At 64.6% G+C, this 17961-nt stretch carries 15 protein-coding genes; 13 read left to right on the forward strand and 2 right to left on the reverse strand.

The genetic code is table 11. From position 1 onward, the window contains the following. The first annotated feature begins 257 nt into the window (after window positions 1–257). From ndhC to nuoN, 13 genes are all read left to right on the forward strand, one after another. Window positions 258–671 carry an NADH-quinone oxidoreductase subunit A gene (gene ndhC / locus ACAW63_RS21330; RefSeq protein ID WP_015477476.1) on the forward strand — a complete coding sequence of 138 codons (414 nt, stop codon included), beginning with the start codon at window positions 258–260 and terminating at the stop codon, window positions 669–671. A 10-nt stretch (window positions 672–681) separates the two neighbouring features. Beyond that, a complete protein-coding gene (locus tag ACAW63_RS21335) occupies window positions 682–1359 on the forward strand; it encodes an NADH-quinone oxidoreductase subunit B family protein (RefSeq protein WP_015477477.1) in 678 nt (225 codons plus the stop codon). A 60-nt stretch (window positions 1360–1419) separates the two neighbouring features. After that, complete coding sequence (gene nuoC, locus ACAW63_RS21340) at window positions 1420–3201, forward strand: NADH-quinone oxidoreductase subunit C/D (protein ID WP_275611425.1); 1782 nt, start codon at window positions 1420–1422, stop codon at window positions 3199–3201. Further along, window positions 3198–3698, forward strand: coding sequence for an NADH-quinone oxidoreductase subunit NuoE (nuoE, locus tag ACAW63_RS21345; RefSeq protein ID WP_259759663.1), 501 nt, complete (start codon window positions 3198–3200; stop codon window positions 3696–3698). The genes nuoC and nuoE overlap by 4 nt, the downstream gene beginning before the upstream one ends. Further along, window positions 3695–5044: an NADH-quinone oxidoreductase subunit NuoF gene (nuoF, locus tag ACAW63_RS21350; protein ID WP_371228507.1), complete on the forward strand. Its 1350-nt coding sequence runs from the start codon at window positions 3695–3697 to the stop codon at window positions 5042–5044. The genes nuoE and nuoF overlap by 4 nt, the downstream gene beginning before the upstream one ends. A 130-nt stretch (window positions 5045–5174) precedes the next feature. Continuing rightward, window positions 5175–7889: an NADH-quinone oxidoreductase subunit NuoG gene (gene nuoG, locus ACAW63_RS21355; protein WP_371228509.1), complete on the forward strand. Its 2715-nt coding sequence runs from the start codon at window positions 5175–5177 to the stop codon at window positions 7887–7889. Then, entirely contained in the window at window positions 7886–8875 is a 990-nt protein-coding gene (gene nuoH / locus ACAW63_RS21360; RefSeq protein WP_371228512.1) for an NADH-quinone oxidoreductase subunit NuoH, read from the forward strand. The genes nuoG and nuoH overlap by 4 nt, the downstream gene beginning before the upstream one ends. Before the next feature lie 11 nt (window positions 8876–8886). Beyond that, a complete protein-coding gene (nuoI, locus tag ACAW63_RS21365; protein WP_015477483.1) occupies window positions 8887–9435 on the forward strand; it encodes an NADH-quinone oxidoreductase subunit NuoI in 549 nt (182 codons plus the stop codon). 11 nt (window positions 9436–9446) lie between these two features. Then, window positions 9447–9947, forward strand: coding sequence for an NADH-quinone oxidoreductase subunit J (gene nuoJ / locus ACAW63_RS21370; protein ID WP_275611421.1), 501 nt, complete (start codon window positions 9447–9449; stop codon window positions 9945–9947). A 4-nt stretch (window positions 9948–9951) separates the two neighbouring features. Next, window positions 9952–10260 (forward strand): NADH-quinone oxidoreductase subunit NuoK, encoded by a 309-nt coding sequence (nuoK, locus tag ACAW63_RS21375; RefSeq protein ID WP_207883115.1) that lies wholly within the window; start codon window positions 9952–9954, stop codon window positions 10258–10260. Further along, a complete protein-coding gene (nuoL, locus tag ACAW63_RS21380) occupies window positions 10257–12104 on the forward strand; it encodes an NADH-quinone oxidoreductase subunit L (RefSeq protein WP_371228515.1) in 1848 nt (615 codons plus the stop codon). Before nuoK ends, nuoL begins: the two co-directional genes overlap by 4 nt. A 27-nt stretch (window positions 12105–12131) precedes the next feature. Further along, window positions 12132–13661 (forward strand): NADH-quinone oxidoreductase subunit M, encoded by a 1530-nt coding sequence (gene nuoM, locus ACAW63_RS21385; protein WP_275611419.1) that lies wholly within the window; start codon window positions 12132–12134, stop codon window positions 13659–13661. Between the two features lie 7 nt (window positions 13662–13668). After that, window positions 13669–15129, forward strand: a complete 1461-nt coding sequence (gene nuoN / locus ACAW63_RS21390) for an NADH-quinone oxidoreductase subunit NuoN (protein ID WP_371228518.1) — start codon at window positions 13669–13671, stop codon at window positions 15127–15129. Window positions 15130–15373: 244 nt separating this feature from the next. On the opposite strand, the gene ACAW63_RS21395 is transcribed toward nuoN, so the two are convergent. Both ACAW63_RS21395 and ACAW63_RS21400 read right to left on the reverse strand, forming a co-directional pair. Continuing rightward, window positions 15374–16438, reverse strand: coding sequence for an AI-2E family transporter (locus ACAW63_RS21395; RefSeq protein ID WP_371228521.1), 1065 nt, complete (start codon window positions 16436–16438; stop codon window positions 15374–15376). Between the two features lie 83 nt (window positions 16439–16521). Continuing rightward, window positions 16522–17841 (reverse strand): Na+/H+ antiporter family protein, encoded by a 1320-nt coding sequence (locus ACAW63_RS21400; RefSeq protein WP_371228523.1) that lies wholly within the window; start codon window positions 17839–17841, stop codon window positions 16522–16524. Window positions 17842–17961: the final 120 nt, after the last annotated feature.

Below are 17961 nucleotides of genomic sequence, written 5' to 3' on the forward strand. Positions count from 1 at the left end.
TTCGACCAAAGCCGAAGTGCCGGCACACTAGGCGCCGAGGACCGCACAGGCAGAGGGCTTACGGAAATGCAAAAGCCTTTTGCCCGATTTAGAAGCGTCTGTTTGTGTTGGAAAAATTTACTTGCTGAAGGCTTTGGGCATAAAATTGGAAAGATGACCTGAACCCTTAGCTCACTATCCTTGAGTTGTCGGGTTCGTGCAGTCGGGCCATCGCCCGGAACCCAAGACAATCGTTATTTGTAGGAAGGAGTATCGGCATGCCCAATCCAGCTGAACTTGCAGCTCAACACTGGGGACTCGCCGCCTTCCTTTTAGGAGTGCTGGGCCTGCTCGGCTTCATGCTAGGGGTTTCCAGCCTGCTTGGCAGTAAGGCATTTGGTCGCAGCAAGAACGAACCGTTCGAATCCGGGATCGTTCCTACCGGCAGCGCACGCCTGCGTCTGTCGGCAAAATTCTATCTGGTCGCGATGCTCTTCGTGATCTTCGACGTCGAAGCCCTCTTCCTCTTCGCCTGGTCCGTGTCCGTCCGTGAAAGCGGTTGGGCCGGTCTGATCGAGGCAACCATTTTCATAGCAATTCTGTTGGCAGGTCTTGTCTACCTGTGGCGTATCGGCGCGCTCGATTGGGCACCGGCGGCACGTCGCGCACGGCAGGCGAAGCTAAAACAATGAGGCTTTGGCGATGCAATACAAACTTACCCGGATCGACCCGGATGCGCCCAATGATCAATACCCGATCGGCCAGCGCGAAACGGTAGAAGACCCGCTCATCGAAGGGCAGGTCCACAAGAACATCTTCATGGGCAAGCTGGAAGATGTTCTCAACGGTGCGGTCAACTGGGGTCGCAAGAACTCCCTGTGGCCGTACAACTTCGGTCTGTCCTGCTGCTACGTGGAGATGACCACGGCGTTCACCGCGCCGCACGACATCGCCCGCTTCGGCGCCGAAGTGATCCGTGCATCGCCGCGCCAGGCTGACTTCATGGTCATTGCCGGCACTTGCTTCATCAAGATGGCCCCGGTCATCCAGCGCCTGTACGAGCAGATGCTGGAACCCAAGTGGGTGATCTCGATGGGTTCGTGTGCCAACTCCGGCGGCATGTACGACATCTACTCGGTCGTTCAGGGGGTCGACAAGTTCCTCCCCGTGGACGTGTACATCCCCGGCTGCCCGCCCCGTCCTGAGGCGTTCCTGCAAGGCCTGATGCTTCTGCAGGAATCCATCGGCCAGGAGCGTCGCCCGTTGTCCTGGGTTGTAGGCGATCAAGGCATCTATCGTGCCGACATGCCTGCCCAGAAGGATCTCAAGCGCGAACAGCGCATTGCGGTCACCAACCTGCGCAGCCCCGACGAAGTGTGATCCGGCCCTCCACGAGAGGCCCGTATTCACTCCACCGTTGACCGAGTGTGACTTAAGACTATGAATGCAGACTCCGCTCTGTACATCCCGCCTTACAAGGCAGACGACCAAGACATCGTCGTCGAACTGAATTCCCGCTTTGGCGCCGAGACCTTCACCGTCCAGGCCACCCGCACCGGCATGCCGGTGCTCTGGGTGTCCCGTGAGCGCCTGATCGACGTCCTCACCTTCCTGCGCAACGTACCCAAGCCGTACGTCATGCTCTATGACCTGCACGGGGTCGACGAGCGCCTGCGCACCCACCGTCGCGGCCTGCCGGGCGCCGACTTCAGCGTGTTCTACCACCTGATGTCGCTCGAGCGTAATAGTGACGTGATGATCAAGGTGGCCTTGTCCGAGGGCGACCTCAACCTGCCCACCGCCACCCGTATCTGGCCGAACGCCAACTGGTACGAGCGTGAGGTCTGGGACATGTACGGGATCACCTTCAACGGTCACCCGCACCTGACCCGCATGCTGATGCCGCCGACCTGGGAAGGTCACCCGCTGCGCAAGGACTACCCGGCGCGCGCCACCGAGTTCGATCCCTACTCCCTCTCCGTCGCCAAGCAGGAGCTCGAGCAGGAAGCCCTGCGCTTCAAGCCCGAAGACTGGGGCATGAAGCGCCACGGCGAGAACGAGGACTTCATGTTCCTCAACCTCGGCCCGAACCACCCGTCCGCCCACGGTGCGTTCCGCATCATCCTGCAGCTGGACGGCGAAGAGATCCTCGACTGCGTGCCGGAGATCGGCTACCACCACCGCGGCGCCGAGAAGATGGCCGAGCGTCAGTCCTGGCACAGCTTCATTCCGTACACCGACCGTATCGACTACCTCGGCGGCGTGATGAACAACCTGCCGTACGTGCTCTCGGTCGAGAAGCTCGCCGGCATCAAGGTGCCGCAGCGCGTCGACGTCATCCGCATCATGATGTCGGAGTTCTTCCGCATCCTGAACCACCTCCTCTACCTGGGTACCTACATCCAGGACGTGGGTGCGATGACCCCGGTGTTCTTCACCTTCACCGACCGCCAGCGCGCCTACAAGGTCGTCGAGGCCATCACCGGCTTCCGCCTGCACCCGGCCTGGTATCGCATCGGCGGCGTCGCCCACGACCTGCCGCGCGGCTGGGACAAGCTGGTCCGCGAATTCCTCGACTGGATGCCCAAGCGCCTGGACGAGTACGAAACCGCCGCCCTGAAGAACAGCATCCTGCGTGGCCGTACCATCGGCGTTGCCCAGTACAACACCAAGGAAGCGCTGGAATGGGGCACCACCGGCGCCGGCCTGCGCGCCACCGGTTGCGACTTCGACCTGCGCAAGGCCCGCCCCTACTCCGGCTACGAGAACTTCGAGTTCGAAGTACCGCTGGCCCACAACGGCGACGCCTACGACCGCTGCATGGTCAAGATGGGTGAGATGCGCCAGAGCCTGCGCATCATCGAGCAGTGCCTGAAGAACATGCCCGAAGGCCCGTACAAGGCCGATCACCCGCTGACCACGCCGCCGCCCAAAGAGCGCACGCTGCAGCACATCGAAACCCTGATCACCCACTTCCTGCAGGTTTCCTGGGGCCCGGTCATGCCGGCCAACGAAGCCTTCCAGATGGTGGAAGCGACCAAGGGCATCAACAGCTACTACCTGACGAGCGATGGCAGCACCATGAGCTACCGGACCCGCATCCGGACGCCCAGCTTCGCGCACCTGCAGCAGATTCCGTCGGTGATCAACGGCAGCATGATTGCCGACCTGATCGCCTATCTGGGCAGTATCGACTTCGTTATGGCCGACGTGGACCGCTGATCATGAGTACCCTTATCCAGACTGATCGTTTCGAACTCAGCGAAACCGAGCGCTCGGCCATCGAGCACGAGATGCATCACTACGAGGACTCCCGCGCGGCGTCCATCGAGGCCCTGAAGATCGTCCAGAAGCAGCGCGGCTGGGTGCCGGACGGCGCCATTCCGGCCATCGCCGAGATCCTCGGCATCCCGGACAGCGACGTCGAAGGTGTGGCTACCTTCTATAGCCAGATCTTCCGCCAGCCGGTCGGCCGCCACATCATCCGCGTCTGCGACAGCATGGTCTGCTACATCGGTGGCCACGAATCCGTGGTCGGCGAGATCCAGAAGCAGCTGGGCATCGGCCTCGGCCAGACCACCGCCGACGGCCGCTTCACCCTGCTGCCGGTGTGCTGCCTGGGCAACTGCGACAAGGCCCCGGCGATGATGATCGACGACGACACCTTCGGCGACCTGCGTCCCGACGGCGTCGCCAAACTGCTGGAGGCCTACGCATGAGTCGCCTCACCTCCTACGGCACGCCCAACCGCACCGCGCGCGCGGCCGAAACCCATCCGCTGACCTGGCGCCTGCGTGACGACGGCGCCCCGGTCTGGCTGGAGGAATACCAGTCGAAGAACGGCTACGCCGCAGCGCGCAAGGCGCTGGCGCAGATGGCCGCCGACGACATCGTCCAGACCGTCAAGGACTCCGGCCTCAAGGGCCGCGGCGGTGCGGGATTCCCCACCGGCGTGAAGTGGGGCCTGATGCCCAAGGACGAATCCCTCAACATCCGCTACCTGCTGTGCAACGCGGACGAGATGGAGCCCAACACCTGGAAGGACCGCATGCTCATGGAGCAGCTGCCGCACCTGCTGGTGGAAGGCATGCTGATCTCCGCGCGCGCCCTCAAGGCCTACCGCGGCTACATCTTCCTGCGCGGCGAGTACGTCGACGCCGCCCGCAACCTGAACCGCGCCATCGAGGAAGCCAAGGCAGCAGGCCTGCTGGGCAAGAACATCCTCGGCAGCGGCTTCGATTTCGAGTTGTTCGTGCACACCGGCGCCGGCCGCTACATCTGTGGTGAAGAAACCGCGCTGATCAACTCGCTGGAAGGCCGCCGCGCCAACCCGCGCTCCAAGCCGCCCTTCCCCGCCGCCGTCGGCGTCTGGGGCAAGCCCACCTGCGTGAACAACGTCGAGACCCTGTGCAACGTGCCGGCGATCGTCGAGCACGGCGTCGACTGGTACAAGGGCCTCGCCCGTCCGGGCAGCGAAGATATGGGCACCAAGCTCATGGGCTTCTCCGGCAAGGTGAAGAACCCCGGCATCTGGGAGCTGCCCTTCGGCCTTCCGGCCCGCGAGCTGTTCGAGGACTACGCCGGCGGCATGCGCGACGGCTACAAGCTCAAGTGCTGGCAGCCCGGCGGCGCCGGTACCGGGTTCCTCCTGCCGGAGCACCTGGATGCGCTGTTCTACGCCGGCGGCGTTGCCAAGGTCGGCACCCGTATGGGTACGGGCCTGGCCATGGCGGTGGACGACAGCATCAACATGGTTTCGCTGCTGCGCAACATGGAAGAGTTCTTCGCCCGCGAATCGTGCGGCTGGTGCACTCCGTGCCGCGACGGCCTGCCGTGGAGCGTGAAGGTCCTGCGCGCGCTGGAGAAAGGCGAAGGCGCCCAGGGCGACCTGGAAACCCTTGAGCAGCTCGTCAACTTCCTCGGCCCAGGCAAGACCTTCTGTGCCCACGCACCGGGTGCCGTCGAGCCGCTGGGCAGCGCACTGAAGTATTTCCGTCCCGAGTTCGAAGCGGGCATTTCCCGCCAGGCTCAGGCCGTACAGGCACCGCAGACCGTCGGCGCTTGATGCTTTGTTCGCCGGGCGAAAGTCGCCCGGCGTTGTTTCGTTGTAGTGCCGCGGTGTGCCGCCGGCCCGATGAAACCGTGATTTCTATTAGCCACGCCCGCTGACAACGGGCCAACGAAGACTTAGACCCATGGCCACGATCCACGTAGACGGCAAGACGTTAGAAGTCGACGGAGCGGACAACCTGTTGCAGGCCTGCCTCTCCCTCGGTCTCGACATCCCCTACTTCTGCTGGCACCCGGCGCTCGGAAGCGTCGGCGCATGCCGCCAGTGCGCGGTCAAGCAGTACACCGACGAGAACGACAAACGCGGTCGTCTCGTCATGTCCTGCATGACTCCCGCCACCGACAACACCTGGATTTCCATCGAAGACGAAGAGGCCAAGCAGTTCCGCGCCAGCGTCGTCGAATGGCTGATGACCAACCACCCGCACGACTGCCCGGTCTGCGAGGAAGGCGGGCACTGCCACCTGCAGGACATGACGGTGATGACCGGCCACAACCAGCGCCGGTACCGCTTCACCAAGCGTACCCACCAGAACCAGGAGCTCGGCCCGTTCATCGCCCACGAGATGAACCGCTGCATCGCCTGCTACCGCTGCGTCCGTTACTACAAGGACTACGCTGGCGGCACCGACCTGGGCGTCTATGGCGCGCACGACAACGTCTACTTCGGCCGTATCGAGGACGGTGTGCTGGAGAGCGAATTCTCCGGCAACCTGACCGAGGTCTGCCCGACCGGTGTGTTCACCGACAAGACCCACTCCGAGCGCTACAACCGCAAGTGGGACATGCAGTTCGCCCCGAGCATCTGCCATGGCTGCTCCAGCGGCTGCAACATCAGCCCCGGCGAGCGCTACGGTGAAATCCGCCGCATCGAGAACCGCTACAACGGCTCGGTGAACCACTACTTCCTGTGCGACCGCGGCCGCTTCGGCTACGGCTACGTCAACCGCGAAGACCGTCCGCGCCAGCCGCAGCTGATGCTGAGCAAGCAGAAGCTCTCGCTGGACGGCGCCCTCGACCAGACCGCTGCCCTGCTCAAGGGCCGCAAGGTCATCGGCATCGGTTCGCCGCGCGCCAGCCTGGAAAGCAACTACGCCCTCTCCGCGCTGGTCGGCGCGCAGAACTTCTACAGCGGCATCTCCGCTGACGAACTGCAGCGTCTGCAGCTTGTACTGAAGGTGATGCAGGACGGCCCGCTACCGGTGCCGACCATCCGTGACATCGAAGACCACGACGCGGTGTTCGTGCTCGGCGAAGACCTGACCCAGACCGCTGCCCGTATCGCCCTGGCCCTGCGCCAGTCGGTGAAAGGCAAGGGCGAGGACATGGCCGCCGCGATGAAGATCCAGCCGTGGCTCGACGCCGCGGTGAAGACCATCGCCCAGCACGAGATGAACCCGCTGTTCATCGCCAGCCTCGATGAAACCCGCCTGGACGACGTCGCCGCCGAGTGCGTGCACGCCGCTACCGAAGACCTGGCTCGCCTGGGCTTCGCCGTAGCCCACGCCATCGACCCGAGCGCCCCGGCCGTTGCCGGCCTCGATGCCGAAGCCGCCGCCCTGGCCCAGCGCATCGCCGATGCCCTGGTCGCTGCCAAGCGTCCGCTGGTCATCTCCGGCACTTCGCTGGGCAGCAACGCCCTGATCGAAGCCGCCGCCAACATTGCCAGCGCGCTGAAGAACCGCGAGAAGAACGGCTCCCTGAGCCTGGTGGTTCCGGAAGCCAACAGCCTGGGCCTTGCCCTCTTCGGTGGTGAATCCGTCGAGAAAGCCCTGGAGCAGCTGACCTCCGGCGCCGCCGATGCCGTGGTGATCCTGGAGAACGATCTGTACCGCCGTGCCGATGCCGCCGTCGTCGACGCTGCCCTGGCCGCCGCGAAGATCGTCGTCGTCGCCGATCACCAGCAGACCGCTACCACTGCCAAGGCCACCGTCCTGCTGCCGGCCGCCAGCTTCGCCGAAGGCGATGGCACCCTGGTCAGCCAGGAAGGTCGCGCCCAGCGCTTCTTCCAGGTCTACGATCCGACCTACTACAACGCCGACAACCTGGTCCGCGAAGGCTGGCGCTGGCTGCATGCCCTGCACAGCACCCTCGAAGGCAAGCGTGTCGACTGGACCCAGCTGGACCACGTGATCGACGCCGTCGTCGCCGCCAAGCCGCAACTGGCGGGCATCCGCGAAGCCGCGCCGAATGCCGCGTTCCGCATCAAGGGCCTGAAGCTGGCGCGCGAGCCGCACCGCTACTCCGGCCGTACCGCCATGCGCGCCAACATCAATGTCAGCGAGCCGCGCGCTTCGCAGGACATCGACTCGCCGTTCGCCTTCTCCATGGAAGGCTACGCCGGCAGCGCCGAACCGCGTCAGCAGATTCCGTTCGCCTGGTCCCCGGGCTGGAACTCCCCGCAGGCCTGGAACAAGTTCCAGGACGAAGTCGGCGGCCATCTGCGCGCCGGCGACCCGGGCGTGCGCCTGATCGAGGCCAAGGGCCAGGCCCTGTGGTTCAGCGAGATTCCCGCGCCGTTCCACACCGCCGCCAGCCAGTTCAAGGTGGTGCCCTTCTATCACCTGTTCGGCAGCGAGGAGAACTCCGCCAAGGCCGCACCGGTGCAGGAGCGCATCCCGCAGACCTACGTCACCCTGGCGAAATCCGAGGCTGACCGTCTGGGCGTCAACGAAGGCGCGATCATCCGCCTGACCGTCAAGGGCCAGGAACTGCGTCTGCCGCTGCGTGTGAGCGAAGAGCTCGGCGCCGGCCTGGTCGCCCTGCCGATCGGTCTGCAAGGCATTCCCGCCGGTGTCATCGGCGCTGTCGCTGAAGGTCTGCAGGAGGCTGCGCAATGAGCTGGCTGACACCCGCCATCGTCGACATCCTGATCGAAGTCATCAAGGCTATCGTCATCCTGCTCGCCGTGGTCGTCTGCGGCGCGCTGCTGAGCTGGGTCGAGCGTCGTCTGCTCGGCCTCTGGCAGGACCGCTACGGTCCGAACCGGGTCGGCCCCTTCGGCGCCTTCCAGCTCGGCGCCGACATGATCAAGATGTTCTTCAAGGAAGACTGGACCCCGCCGTTCGCCGACAAGATGATCTTCACCCTCGCCCCCATGATCGCCATGGGTGCGCTGCTGGTGGCGTTCGCGATCATCCCGATCACCCCGACCTGGGGTGTGGCGGACCTGAACATCGGCATCCTGTTCTTCTTCGCCATGGCTGGCCTGACCGTGTACGCGGTGCTGTTCGCCGGCTGGTCGAGCAACAACAAGTTCGCCCTCCTCGGCAGCCTGCGCGCCTCGGCCCAGACCATCTCCTACGAGGTGTTCCTGGCCCTGTCGCTGATGGGCATCGTGGCTCAGGTCGGTTCGTTCAGCCTGCGCGACATCGTCGATTACCAGGCCGAACACATGTGGTTCATCATCCCGCAGTTCTTCGGCTTCATGACCTTCTTCGTCGCCGGCGTCGCCGTGACTCACCGTCACCCGTTCGACCAGCCGGAAGCCGAGCAGGAACTGGCCGACGGTTACCACATCGAGTACGCCGGCATGAAATGGGGCATGTTCTTCGTTGGCGAGTACATCGGCATCGTGCTGGTGTCCGCGCTGCTGGCGACCCTGTTCTTCGGCGGCTGGCACGGTCCCTTCGGCATCCTGCCGCAGATTCCGTTCATCTGGTTCGCCCTGAAAACCGGCTTCTTCATCATGATGTTCATTTTGCTGCGGGCCTCGATCCCACGCCCGCGCTATGACCAGGTGATGGCCTTCAGCTGGAAGTTCTGCCTCCCGCTGACCCTGATCAACCTGCTGGTGACCGGCGCTGTCGTGCTGGCCAGCCAGTAAGGAGTAGGACCATGATCAAGTACATTTTCGACGTGGTGCACGGCACCTACACCCAGCTGCGCAGCCTGGTGATGATCTTCGGTCACGCCTTCCGCAAGCGTGACACCCTGCAATACCCGGAAGAACCCGTGTACCTGCCGCCGCGCTACCGCGGCCGCATCGTCCTCACCCGCGACCCCGACGGCGAGGAGCGCTGCGTAGCGTGCAACCTGTGCGCCGTGGCCTGCCCGGTCGGCTGCATCTCCCTGCAGAAGGCCGAGACCGACGACGGTCGCTGGTACCCCGAGTTCTTCCGCATCAACTTCTCCCGCTGCATCTTCTGCGGCCTGTGCGAAGAAGCCTGCCCGACCACCGCGATCCAGCTGACCCCGGATTTCGAGATGGGCGAGTTCAAGCGCCAGGACCTGGTCTACGAGAAGGAAGACCTGCTGATCTCCGGCCCCGGCAAGAACCCGGACTACAACTTCTACCGCGTTGCCGGCATGGCCATTGCCGGCAAGCCGAAAGGCGCCGCGCAGAACGAAGCCGAACCGATCAACGTCAAGAGCCTGCTGCCGTAAGGAGACGTCGCGTGGAATTCGCTTTCTACTTCGCCGCCGGCGTCGCCGTGCTGGCAACCCTGAGGGTCATCACCAACAGCAACCCGGTGCATGCCCTGCTCTACCTCATCGTTTCGCTGCTCGCCGTATCGATGACCTTCTTCAGCCTTGGCGCCCCGTTCGCCGGTGCCCTGGAAATCATCGTCTACGCCGGCGCGATCATGGTGCTGTTCGTCTTCGTGGTGATGATGCTCAACCTGGGCCCGGCCATCGCCGAACAGGAACGCAAGTGGCTCAAGCCCGGCGTCTGGATCGGCCCTGGCGCGCTGTCCCTGGTGCTGATGGTCGAGCTGCTGTGGATGCTGTCGCGCACCCCGAGCGGTGCCGGCATCGGCCACACCACCGTGGACGCCAAGGCCGTGGGCATCAGCCTGTTCGGCCCCTACCTGCTGGTCGTCGAACTGGCCTCGATGCTGCTGCTGGCGGCACTGGTCGCCGCCTACCACCTCGGCCGCCACGAAGCGAAGGAATAACACCATGAACGCAATCCCTCTCGAACACGGACTGGCGCTCGCCGGTGTGCTGTTCTGCTTCGGCCTGGTAGGCCTGATGGTACGACGCAACATCCTGTTCGTACTGATGAGCCTGGAAGTGATGATGAACGCCGCCGCGCTGGCCTTCGTGGTCGCCGGTAGCCGCTGGGCCCAGCCCGACGGCCAGGTGATGTTCATCCTGGTGCTCAGCCTGGCCGCGGCCGAGGCGAGCATCGGCCTGGCGATCCTGCTCCAGCTGTATCGCCGCTTCCATACCCTCGATATCGACGCTGCAAGCGAGATGCGCGGATGAACCTGCTGCCCCTTACATTCCTGTTCCCCCTGGTCGGCTTCCTGCTGCTGTCTTTCTCCCGCGGCAAGTGGTCGGAAAACTTCTCGGCACTGGTGGGTGTCGGCTCCGTGGGCCTGGCCGCCCTCTCCGCCTTCTGGGCGATCTGGAGCTTCCACAGCAACCCGCCCGAAGGTGGCGCCTACAGCCTGGTGCTGTGGCAGTGGATGAACGTTGGTGACTTCAAGACCAACTTCACCCTGTACCTGGACGGCCTGTCGGTCACCATGCTCGGCGTGGTCACCGGCGTCGGCTTCCTGATCCACCTCTTCGCCTCCTGGTACATGCGTGGCGAAGCCGGCTATTCACGCTTCTTCGCCTACACCAACCTGTTCATCGCCAGCATGCTGTTCCTGGTGCTCGGCGATAACCTGCTGTTCGTGTACTTCGGCTGGGAAGGCGTGGGCCTGTGCTCCTACCTGCTGATCGGTTTCTACTTCAACCACGTGCCCAACGGCAACGCGGCGCTGAAGGCCTTCATCGTGACCCGCGTGGGTGACGTGTTCTTCGCCATCGGCATGTTCATCCTGTTCCAGCACCTGGGCACGCTGAACATCCAGGAACTGCTGGTCCTGGCTCCGCAGCACTTCGCCAAGGGCGACCTGTGGGTCAACCTGGCGGCCCTGATGCTGCTCGGTGGCGCCGTCGGCAAGTCCGCCCAGCTGCCGCTGCAGACCTGGCTGGCCGACGCGATGGCCGGCCCGACTCCGGTCTCCGCGCTGATCCACGCGGCAACCATGGTGACCGCGGGCGTCTACCTGATAGCCCGCTGCCACGGCCTGTTCGAGCTGGCTCCGAACGTCCTGGAGCTGGTCGGCATCGTCGGCGCCGTGACCCTGGTGCTGGCCGGCTTCGCCGCCCTGGTGCAGACCGACATCAAGCGCATCCTCGCCTACTCGACCATGAGCCAGATCGGCTACATGTTCCTGGCCCTGGGCGTTGGCGCCTGGGGTGGCGCGATCTTCCACCTGATGACCCACGCCTTCTTCAAGGCCCTGCTGTTCCTTGCTTCGGGTGCGGTGATCGTCGCCTGCCACCATGAGCAGAACATCTTCAAGATGGGTGGTCTGTGGAAGAAGCTGCCGCTGGCCTATGCGAGCTTCGTGGTCGGTGGCGCCGCCCTGGCCGCCCTCCCCTTCCTGACCGCCGGCTTCTACTCCAAGGACGAGATCCTCTGGGAAGCCTTCGCCAGCGGTCACCAGAACCTGCTGATCGCCGGTCTGTTGGGCGCCTTCCTGACCTCGATCTACACCTTCCGCCTGATTTTCATCGCCTTCCACGGCGAAGCGAAGACCGAAGCGCATGCGGGCCACGGCATCAGCCACTGGCTGCCGCTGAGCGTGCTGATCGTGCTGTCCACCTTCATCGGCGCGTTGATCACCCCGCCGCTGGCCGGCGTCCTGCCGGAAAGCGCCGGCCACGCCGGTGGCGAAGCCAAGCACAGCCTGGAGCTCGCCTCGGGTGCCATCGCGATTGCCGGCATCCTGCTGGCCGGCCTGCTGTTCCTCGGCAAGCGCCGCTTTGTCAGCGCCGTCGCCCAGAGTGCGCCGGGCCGCTTCTTCGGCACCTGGTGGTTCCATGCCTGGGGCTTCGACTGGGTGTACGACAAGCTGTTCGTGAAACCCTATCTGCTGATCTGCCGCCTGCTGGCCGCGGACCCGATCGACAAGTCGCTTGTCCTGGTCCCGCTCACCGCCCGCGGTGGTCACAAACTCCTCAGCCTCACCGAGAACGGCCGCCTGCGTTGGTACGCCGCTTCCCTGGTGGGCGGCGCCGCGCTGCTCCTCGGCGCGCTGCTGCTGGCTTAAAACTTCACGAATGAGATTGAGCCCGACATGATTCTGCCCTGGCTAATCCTGATCCCCTTCATCGGCGGCTTCCTTTGCTGGATCGCCGAGTACACCAGCAAGACCCTGCCCCGCTGGGTCGCGCTGGGGTCGATGACCCTGACCCTCGCCCTCAGCCTGTGGGTGTGGCACACCGGTGACTTCCAGCTGGCGCCCGCGCCGGGTGGCGAGCCGCAATGGACCCTCGAGTTCAAGCTGGCCTGGATCGAGCGCTTCGGTATCAGCGTGCACCTGGCAATGGACGGCCTGTCCCTGCTGATGGTCGCCCTGACCGGTCTGCTCGGCGTGCTGTCCGTGCTCTGCTCCTGGAACGAGATCCAGCGCCGCATCGGCTTCTTCCACCTGAACCTGCTGTGGATCCTGGGTGGTGTGATCGGCGTGTTCCTCGCCGTCGACCTGTTCCTGTTCTTCTTCTTCTGGGAAATGATGCTGGTGCCGATGTACTTCCTCATCGCGCTCTGGGGTCATAGCTCGGACGACGGCAAGAAGACCCGCATCTACGCCGCCACCAAGTTCTTCATCTTCACCCAGGCCAGCGGCCTGGTGATGCTGGTGGCGATCCTGGGTCTGGTGTTCGTGCACTACAACAGCACCGGCGTGCTGACCTTCAACTACGCCGACCTGCTCAAGACCCAGATGCCGGAGCACACCGAGTGGCTGCTGATGCTCGGCTTCTTCGTCGCCTTCGCGGTGAAGATGCCGGTGGTACCGGTGCACTCCTGGCTGCCGGACGCCCACGCCCAGGCACCGACCGCCGGTTCCGTGGACCTGGCCGGCATCCTGCTGAAGACCGCCGCCTACGGCCTGATCCGCTTCGGCCTGCCGCTGTTCCCCAACGCTTCGGCGGAGTTCGCCCCGGTCGCCATGACCCTGGGTCTGATCGGCATCTTCTACGGCGCCTTCCTGTCGTTCGCACAGACCGACATCAAGCGCCTGGTGGCCTACTCCTCCGTGTCGCACATGGGCTTCGTCATCATCGGCATCTACTCGGGCAGCCCGCAGGCGATGCAGGGCGTGGTGATCCAGATGATCGCCCACGGTCTCTCCGCTGCCGCGCTCTTCATCCTGTGCGGCCAGCTGTACGAGCGCCTGCACACCCGTGACATGCGCAAGATGGGTGGCCTGTGGTCGCGCATCCCGTACCTGCCGGCCGTGGCGCTGTTCTTCGCCACCGCCTCGCTGGGCCTGCCGGGCACCGGTAACTTCGTCGGCGAATTCCTGATCCTGCTGGGCAGCTTCAAGGTCGTTCCGGTGATCACCGTGATCGCCACCTTCGGCCTGGTGTTCGGTTCGGTCTACTCGCTGATCATGATCCACCGCGCGTACTTCGGCCCGTCCAAGTCCGAAGGTGCGATCGCCGGCCTGAACTTCCGTGAGCTCTTCATGGTACTGGGCCTCGCGGCGCTGCTGGTCCTGCTGGGCGTCTACCCGCAGCCGGTCCTCGACACCTCCGCCGCAACCATGCACGGCGTCCAGCAATGGCTGGACGCTGCCCTCTCCACCCTGGCAGCACGGTAAGCGCGACATGACCTTCACGATCCAACACTTCATCGCGCTCCTGCCGCTGCTCATCACCAGCGCCACCCTGGTGGTGGTGATGCTTGCCGTGGCCTGGAAGCGTAACCACTCGCTGACCGCTACCCTCTCGGTGATCGGTCTCAACCTGGCGTTGCTGTCGATCCTGCCGGTGCTGAAAGTCACCCCGATCGAAGTCACCCCGCTGATGCTGGTGGACAACTTCGCCTGCTTCTACATGGCGTTGATCCTGGTCGGCGCCCTGGCCTGCACCACGCTCGCCCATGCCTACATGGAGAGCTATCCGGGCAACCGCGAAGAACTCTACCTGCTCCTGCTGCTGTCCACCGCGGGCGGCCTGGTGCTGGTCAGCGCGCAGAACCTCGCCGGCCTGTTCATCGGCCTGGAACTGCTGTCGGTACCGGTCTACGGCATGGTGGCCTACGCCTTCTTCAACAAGCGCACCCTGGAAGCGGGCATCAAGTACACCGTGCTGTCCGCCGCCGGTTCCGCCTTCCTGCTGTTCGGCATGGCCCTGCTCTACGCCGAATCCGGCAGCCTGGGTTTCTCCGCCATCGGCGCCTCGCTGGCCGAAGGCACCAGCCATGGTCCGCTGCTGTCCATCGGCGTCGGCATGATGGTCGTCGGCCTGGGCTTCAAGCTGTCGCTGGCACCGTTCCACCTGTGGACCCCGGACGTCTACGAAGGCGCCCCGGCCCCGGTGGCCGCGTTCCTCGCCACCGCCAGCAAGGTCGCCGTGTTCGCCGTGCTGCTGCGCCTGTTCCAGATCGCTCCGGCGGCCCTGCACAACGGCCTGCTGCATGACGCCATCGCGGTCATCGCCATCGCCTCGATCCTGATCGGTAACCTGCTGGCGCTGACCCAGAGCAACATCAAGCGCCTGCTCGGCTACTCGTCCATCGCCCACTTCGGCTACCTGCTGATCGCCCTGGTGGCGAGCAAGGGCCTGGCCGTGGAAACCGTCGGCGTGTACCTGACCACCTACGTGGTCACCACCCTGGGCGCCTTCGGCGTGGTCACCCTGATGTCCACTCCGTACAGCGGCCGCGACGCCGACGCGCTGTTCGAGTACCGCGGCCTGTTCTGGCGCCGTCCGGTGCTTACCGCGGTGATGACCGTGATGATGCTGTCCCTGGCCGGCATCCCGCTGACCGCCGGCTTCATCGGCAAGTTCTACGTGGTCGCCACCGGCGTCGAGGCCCACCTGTGGTGGCTGGTCGGCGCCCTGGTACTGGGCAGCGCCATCGGCCTGTTCTACTACCTGCGCGTCATGGTGACCATGTTCCTGGTCGAGCCGAACATGAAGCGTCACGACGCGCCCCTGGACTGGGCTCAGCGCGCCGGCGGCATCATGCTGGTGGCCATCGCCCTGCTCGCCTTCTTCCTCGGCGTGTACCCGCAGCCGCTGCTGGACATCCTGCAGCACACGGGTCTGGCCATCGCCGGCTGAGATCGACAGGCATGAAAAACCCCGCTTCGGCGGGGTTTTTTATTGGGCGGGGCTCACTCAGCCGCAGACTGCTTTTCGTAGGAGCGAGCTGGCTCGCGAACGGTATTTCAGGAACGCACGGCGTTATGCGGTTCGCGAGCAAGCTCGCTCCTACAAGAACCGACGCCTCCTCCACGGCTCTGCTTCAACGGATACGGCAACGAAGGGCGTATAACCGCGAACGGTCATACGCCCACGCTCTCCCCTACTCCGCCTTCGACTCATTCAATTCGCGTCCGCTGAACAGGTCCCACGAGGCGATGAACAGCGCCGCGATCAGCGGGCCGATGACGAAACCGTTCAGCCCGAACAGCGACATGCCGCCGAGGGTGGAAATCAGCACCACGTAGTCCGGCATCTTGGTGTCCTTGCCCACCAGGATCGGGCGCAGGATGTTGTCCACCAGGCCGATCACCAGCACGCAGAACAGCGTCAGCACCACGCCCTGCCAGATCGCCCCGGTGAGCAGGAAGTAGGCGGCGACCGGCACCCAGATCAGCCCCGCGCCAATCGCTGGCAGCAGCGAGAGGAAGGCCATCAGCGTGCCCCACAGTAGCGAACCCTGGATGCCGAGGAACCAGAAGATCAGCCCGCCCAGCGCACCCTGGGTCGCGGCCACGGCGATGTTGCCCTTTACCGTGGCACGGATCACCGTGGTGAACTTGGTGAACAGGTGCTGCTTGTGGTCGACGCTCAGCGGCACCGCCTGCTTGATACGACGCCCCAGTGCCGGGCCATCGCGCAGGAGGAAGAACAGCAGGTAAAGCATGATGCCGAAGCTGATGACGAAGTCGAAGGTGTTCTGGCCGATGCTGAAGGCTTTGGTCGCTACCAGTTGGCTGGCCTGCATGGCGCCCTTGGAAAGCCGCTCCTGAAAACCGGACAGATCGGTCAGGTCGAAGCGCTCCAGCCAGTGGTAGGCCCAGCGCGGCAGCGCATCCATCGCCTGCTTGAAGTAGGCCGCGAGGTTGAGGTCGCCGGACTTCAGCTGCTGGTAGACCGTCGCACCCTCCTGCACCAGCGCACCGGCGATGAAGGTGATGGGCAGGATCACGATCAGCAGGCAGATCGTCAGCGAGATCAGCGCCGCCAGGTTGTTGCGCCCGTTCAGGCGCACGCGCAGGCGGCGTTGCAGCGGGGCGAAGATGATCGCCAGGATGGTGCCCCAGAACACCGCGCCGTAGAACGGCAACAACAGCCAGGCGAAGGCGATGGTGACCACTGCCAGAAGGAGCAGGAACGTCCGGTATTCCAGTTTCGATTCGAGCATGAGCAGGTCCGGAAGTAGGGGAAACCTGCTCATTAGTCAGCAGTTGGTCTGCCGAGTGCAACTTTTGCGGCGCGATTGCCGCCTTACAGCACCATCGCCGCCACCCAGCCGAAGGCCAGCAGCGGCAGGTTGTAGTGCAGGAAGGTCGGCACTACGGTGTCCCAGATATGGTTGTGCTGGCCGTCCACGTTGAGACCCGAGGTCGGGCCCAGGGTGGAGTCCGACGCCGGCGAACCCGCATCGCCCAGCGCGCCGGCGGTGCCGACGATGCTGACGATGGCCAGCGGGCCGAACCCCAGCTGCACCGCCAGCGGGACGAAGATCGCCGCGATGATCGGCACCGTGGAGAAGGACGAACCGATTCCCATGGTCACCAGCAGCCCCACCAGCAGCATGAGGAACGCGCCCCAGGCCTTGCTGTGGCCGATCCAGGCGGCAGCCGCCTCGACCAGGGTGGCGACCTGCCCGGTCGCCTTCATCACCTCGGCGAAACCGGCGGCGGCAATCATGATGAAGCCGATCATCGCCATCATCTTCATGCCCTCGGTGAACAGGTCGTCCGCCTCCTTCCAACGCACCACACCCGACAGGGAGAACACCAGGAACCCCACCAGCGCGCCGAGGATCATCGAATCCAGCCACAGTTGCACGACGAACGCCGCCACGACCGCCACCCCGGCCACCGTCAGGCTCATCGGGCTGTAGGGGGTGCTGACCCGCTCGGCCTGCTCGATACGCTCCAGGTCATAGCTGCGCTTGCGCCGGTAGCTGAACAGCACCGCGATCAGCAGGCCGCAAACCATGCCCAGGGCCGGGATGAGCATGGCCCGGCTGACATCCACCCCACTGACATCCACGCCGCTGCGCGCGACGTTGGCCAGCAGGATCTCGTTGAGGAAGATGTTGCCGAAGCCCACCGGCAGGAACATGTAGGGTGTGATCAGGCCGAAGGTGATCACGCAGGCGATCAGCCGGCGGTCGATCTGCAGGCGGGTCAGCACGTAAAGCAGCGGCGGCACCAGCAGCGGGATGAAGGCGATGTGGATCGGCAACAGGTTCTGCGAGGAGATCGCCACCAGCAGCAGAAGCCCGATCAGCAGCCATTTGAAGCCAGCCGGTGCCCCGTCTTCGTGCCGTCCGAGCATCGCCAGCGCACGGTCGGCGAGCGCGTGGGCCATGCCGGAACGCGCAATGGCCACGGCGAAGGCGCCCAGCATCGCGTAGGACAGCGCCACCGTCGCACCACCACCCAGGCCGGCGTTGAACGCCTTTAGCGTTCCCTCCATGCCCAGGCCGCCGAGCAGCCCGCCCGCCACCGCGCCGGCGATCAGCGCCACCACCACATGCACGCGACACAGGCTCAGCACCAGCATCAGGCCAACGGCGATCAGCACCGCATTCATCTCAATTCTCCTTAACAACCGGGCCCGCCGGGTCTTGGGCGGGCAAAAGGCGCGTACTCTGCCGAACCCCATCCGGCCTGTCAAAAAGCCTGTTGAATCAAAGTCTTTCGGATGACAGAC

This window comes from Pseudomonas sp. QE6, from assembly GCF_041379005.1.
Taxonomy (GTDB): Bacteria; Pseudomonadota; Gammaproteobacteria; order Pseudomonadales; family Pseudomonadaceae; genus Pseudomonas.

Coding starts and splice junctions, on each gene's coding strand:
- ndhC (WP_015477476.1), top strand. CDS start 258: ATGCCCAATCCAGCTGAACTTGCAGCTCAACACTGGGGACTCGCCGCC.
- ACAW63_RS21335 (WP_015477477.1), top strand. CDS start 682: ATGCAATACAAACTTACCCGGATCGACCCGGATGCGCCCAATGATCAA.
- nuoC (WP_275611425.1), top strand. CDS start 1,420: ATGAATGCAGACTCCGCTCTGTACATCCCGCCTTACAAGGCAGACGAC.
- nuoF (WP_371228507.1), top strand. CDS start 3,695: ATGAGTCGCCTCACCTCCTACGGCACGCCCAACCGCACCGCGCGCGCG.
- nuoG (WP_371228509.1), top strand. CDS start 5,175: ATGGCCACGATCCACGTAGACGGCAAGACGTTAGAAGTCGACGGAGCG.
- nuoH (WP_371228512.1), top strand. CDS start 7,886: ATGAGCTGGCTGACACCCGCCATCGTCGACATCCTGATCGAAGTCATC.
- nuoI (WP_015477483.1), top strand. CDS start 8,887: ATGATCAAGTACATTTTCGACGTGGTGCACGGCACCTACACCCAGCTG.
- nuoK (WP_207883115.1), top strand. CDS start 9,952: ATGAACGCAATCCCTCTCGAACACGGACTGGCGCTCGCCGGTGTGCTG.
- nuoL (WP_371228515.1), top strand. CDS start 10,257: ATGAACCTGCTGCCCCTTACATTCCTGTTCCCCCTGGTCGGCTTCCTG.
- nuoM (WP_275611419.1), top strand. CDS start 12,132: ATGATTCTGCCCTGGCTAATCCTGATCCCCTTCATCGGCGGCTTCCTT.
- nuoN (WP_371228518.1), top strand. CDS start 13,669: ATGACCTTCACGATCCAACACTTCATCGCGCTCCTGCCGCTGCTCATC.
- ACAW63_RS21395 (WP_371228521.1), bottom strand. CDS start 16,438: ATGCTCGAATCGAAACTGGAATACCGGACGTTCCTGCTCCTTCTGGCA.
- ACAW63_RS21400 (WP_371228523.1), bottom strand. CDS start 17,841: ATGAATGCGGTGCTGATCGCCGTTGGCCTGATGCTGGTGCTGAGCCTG.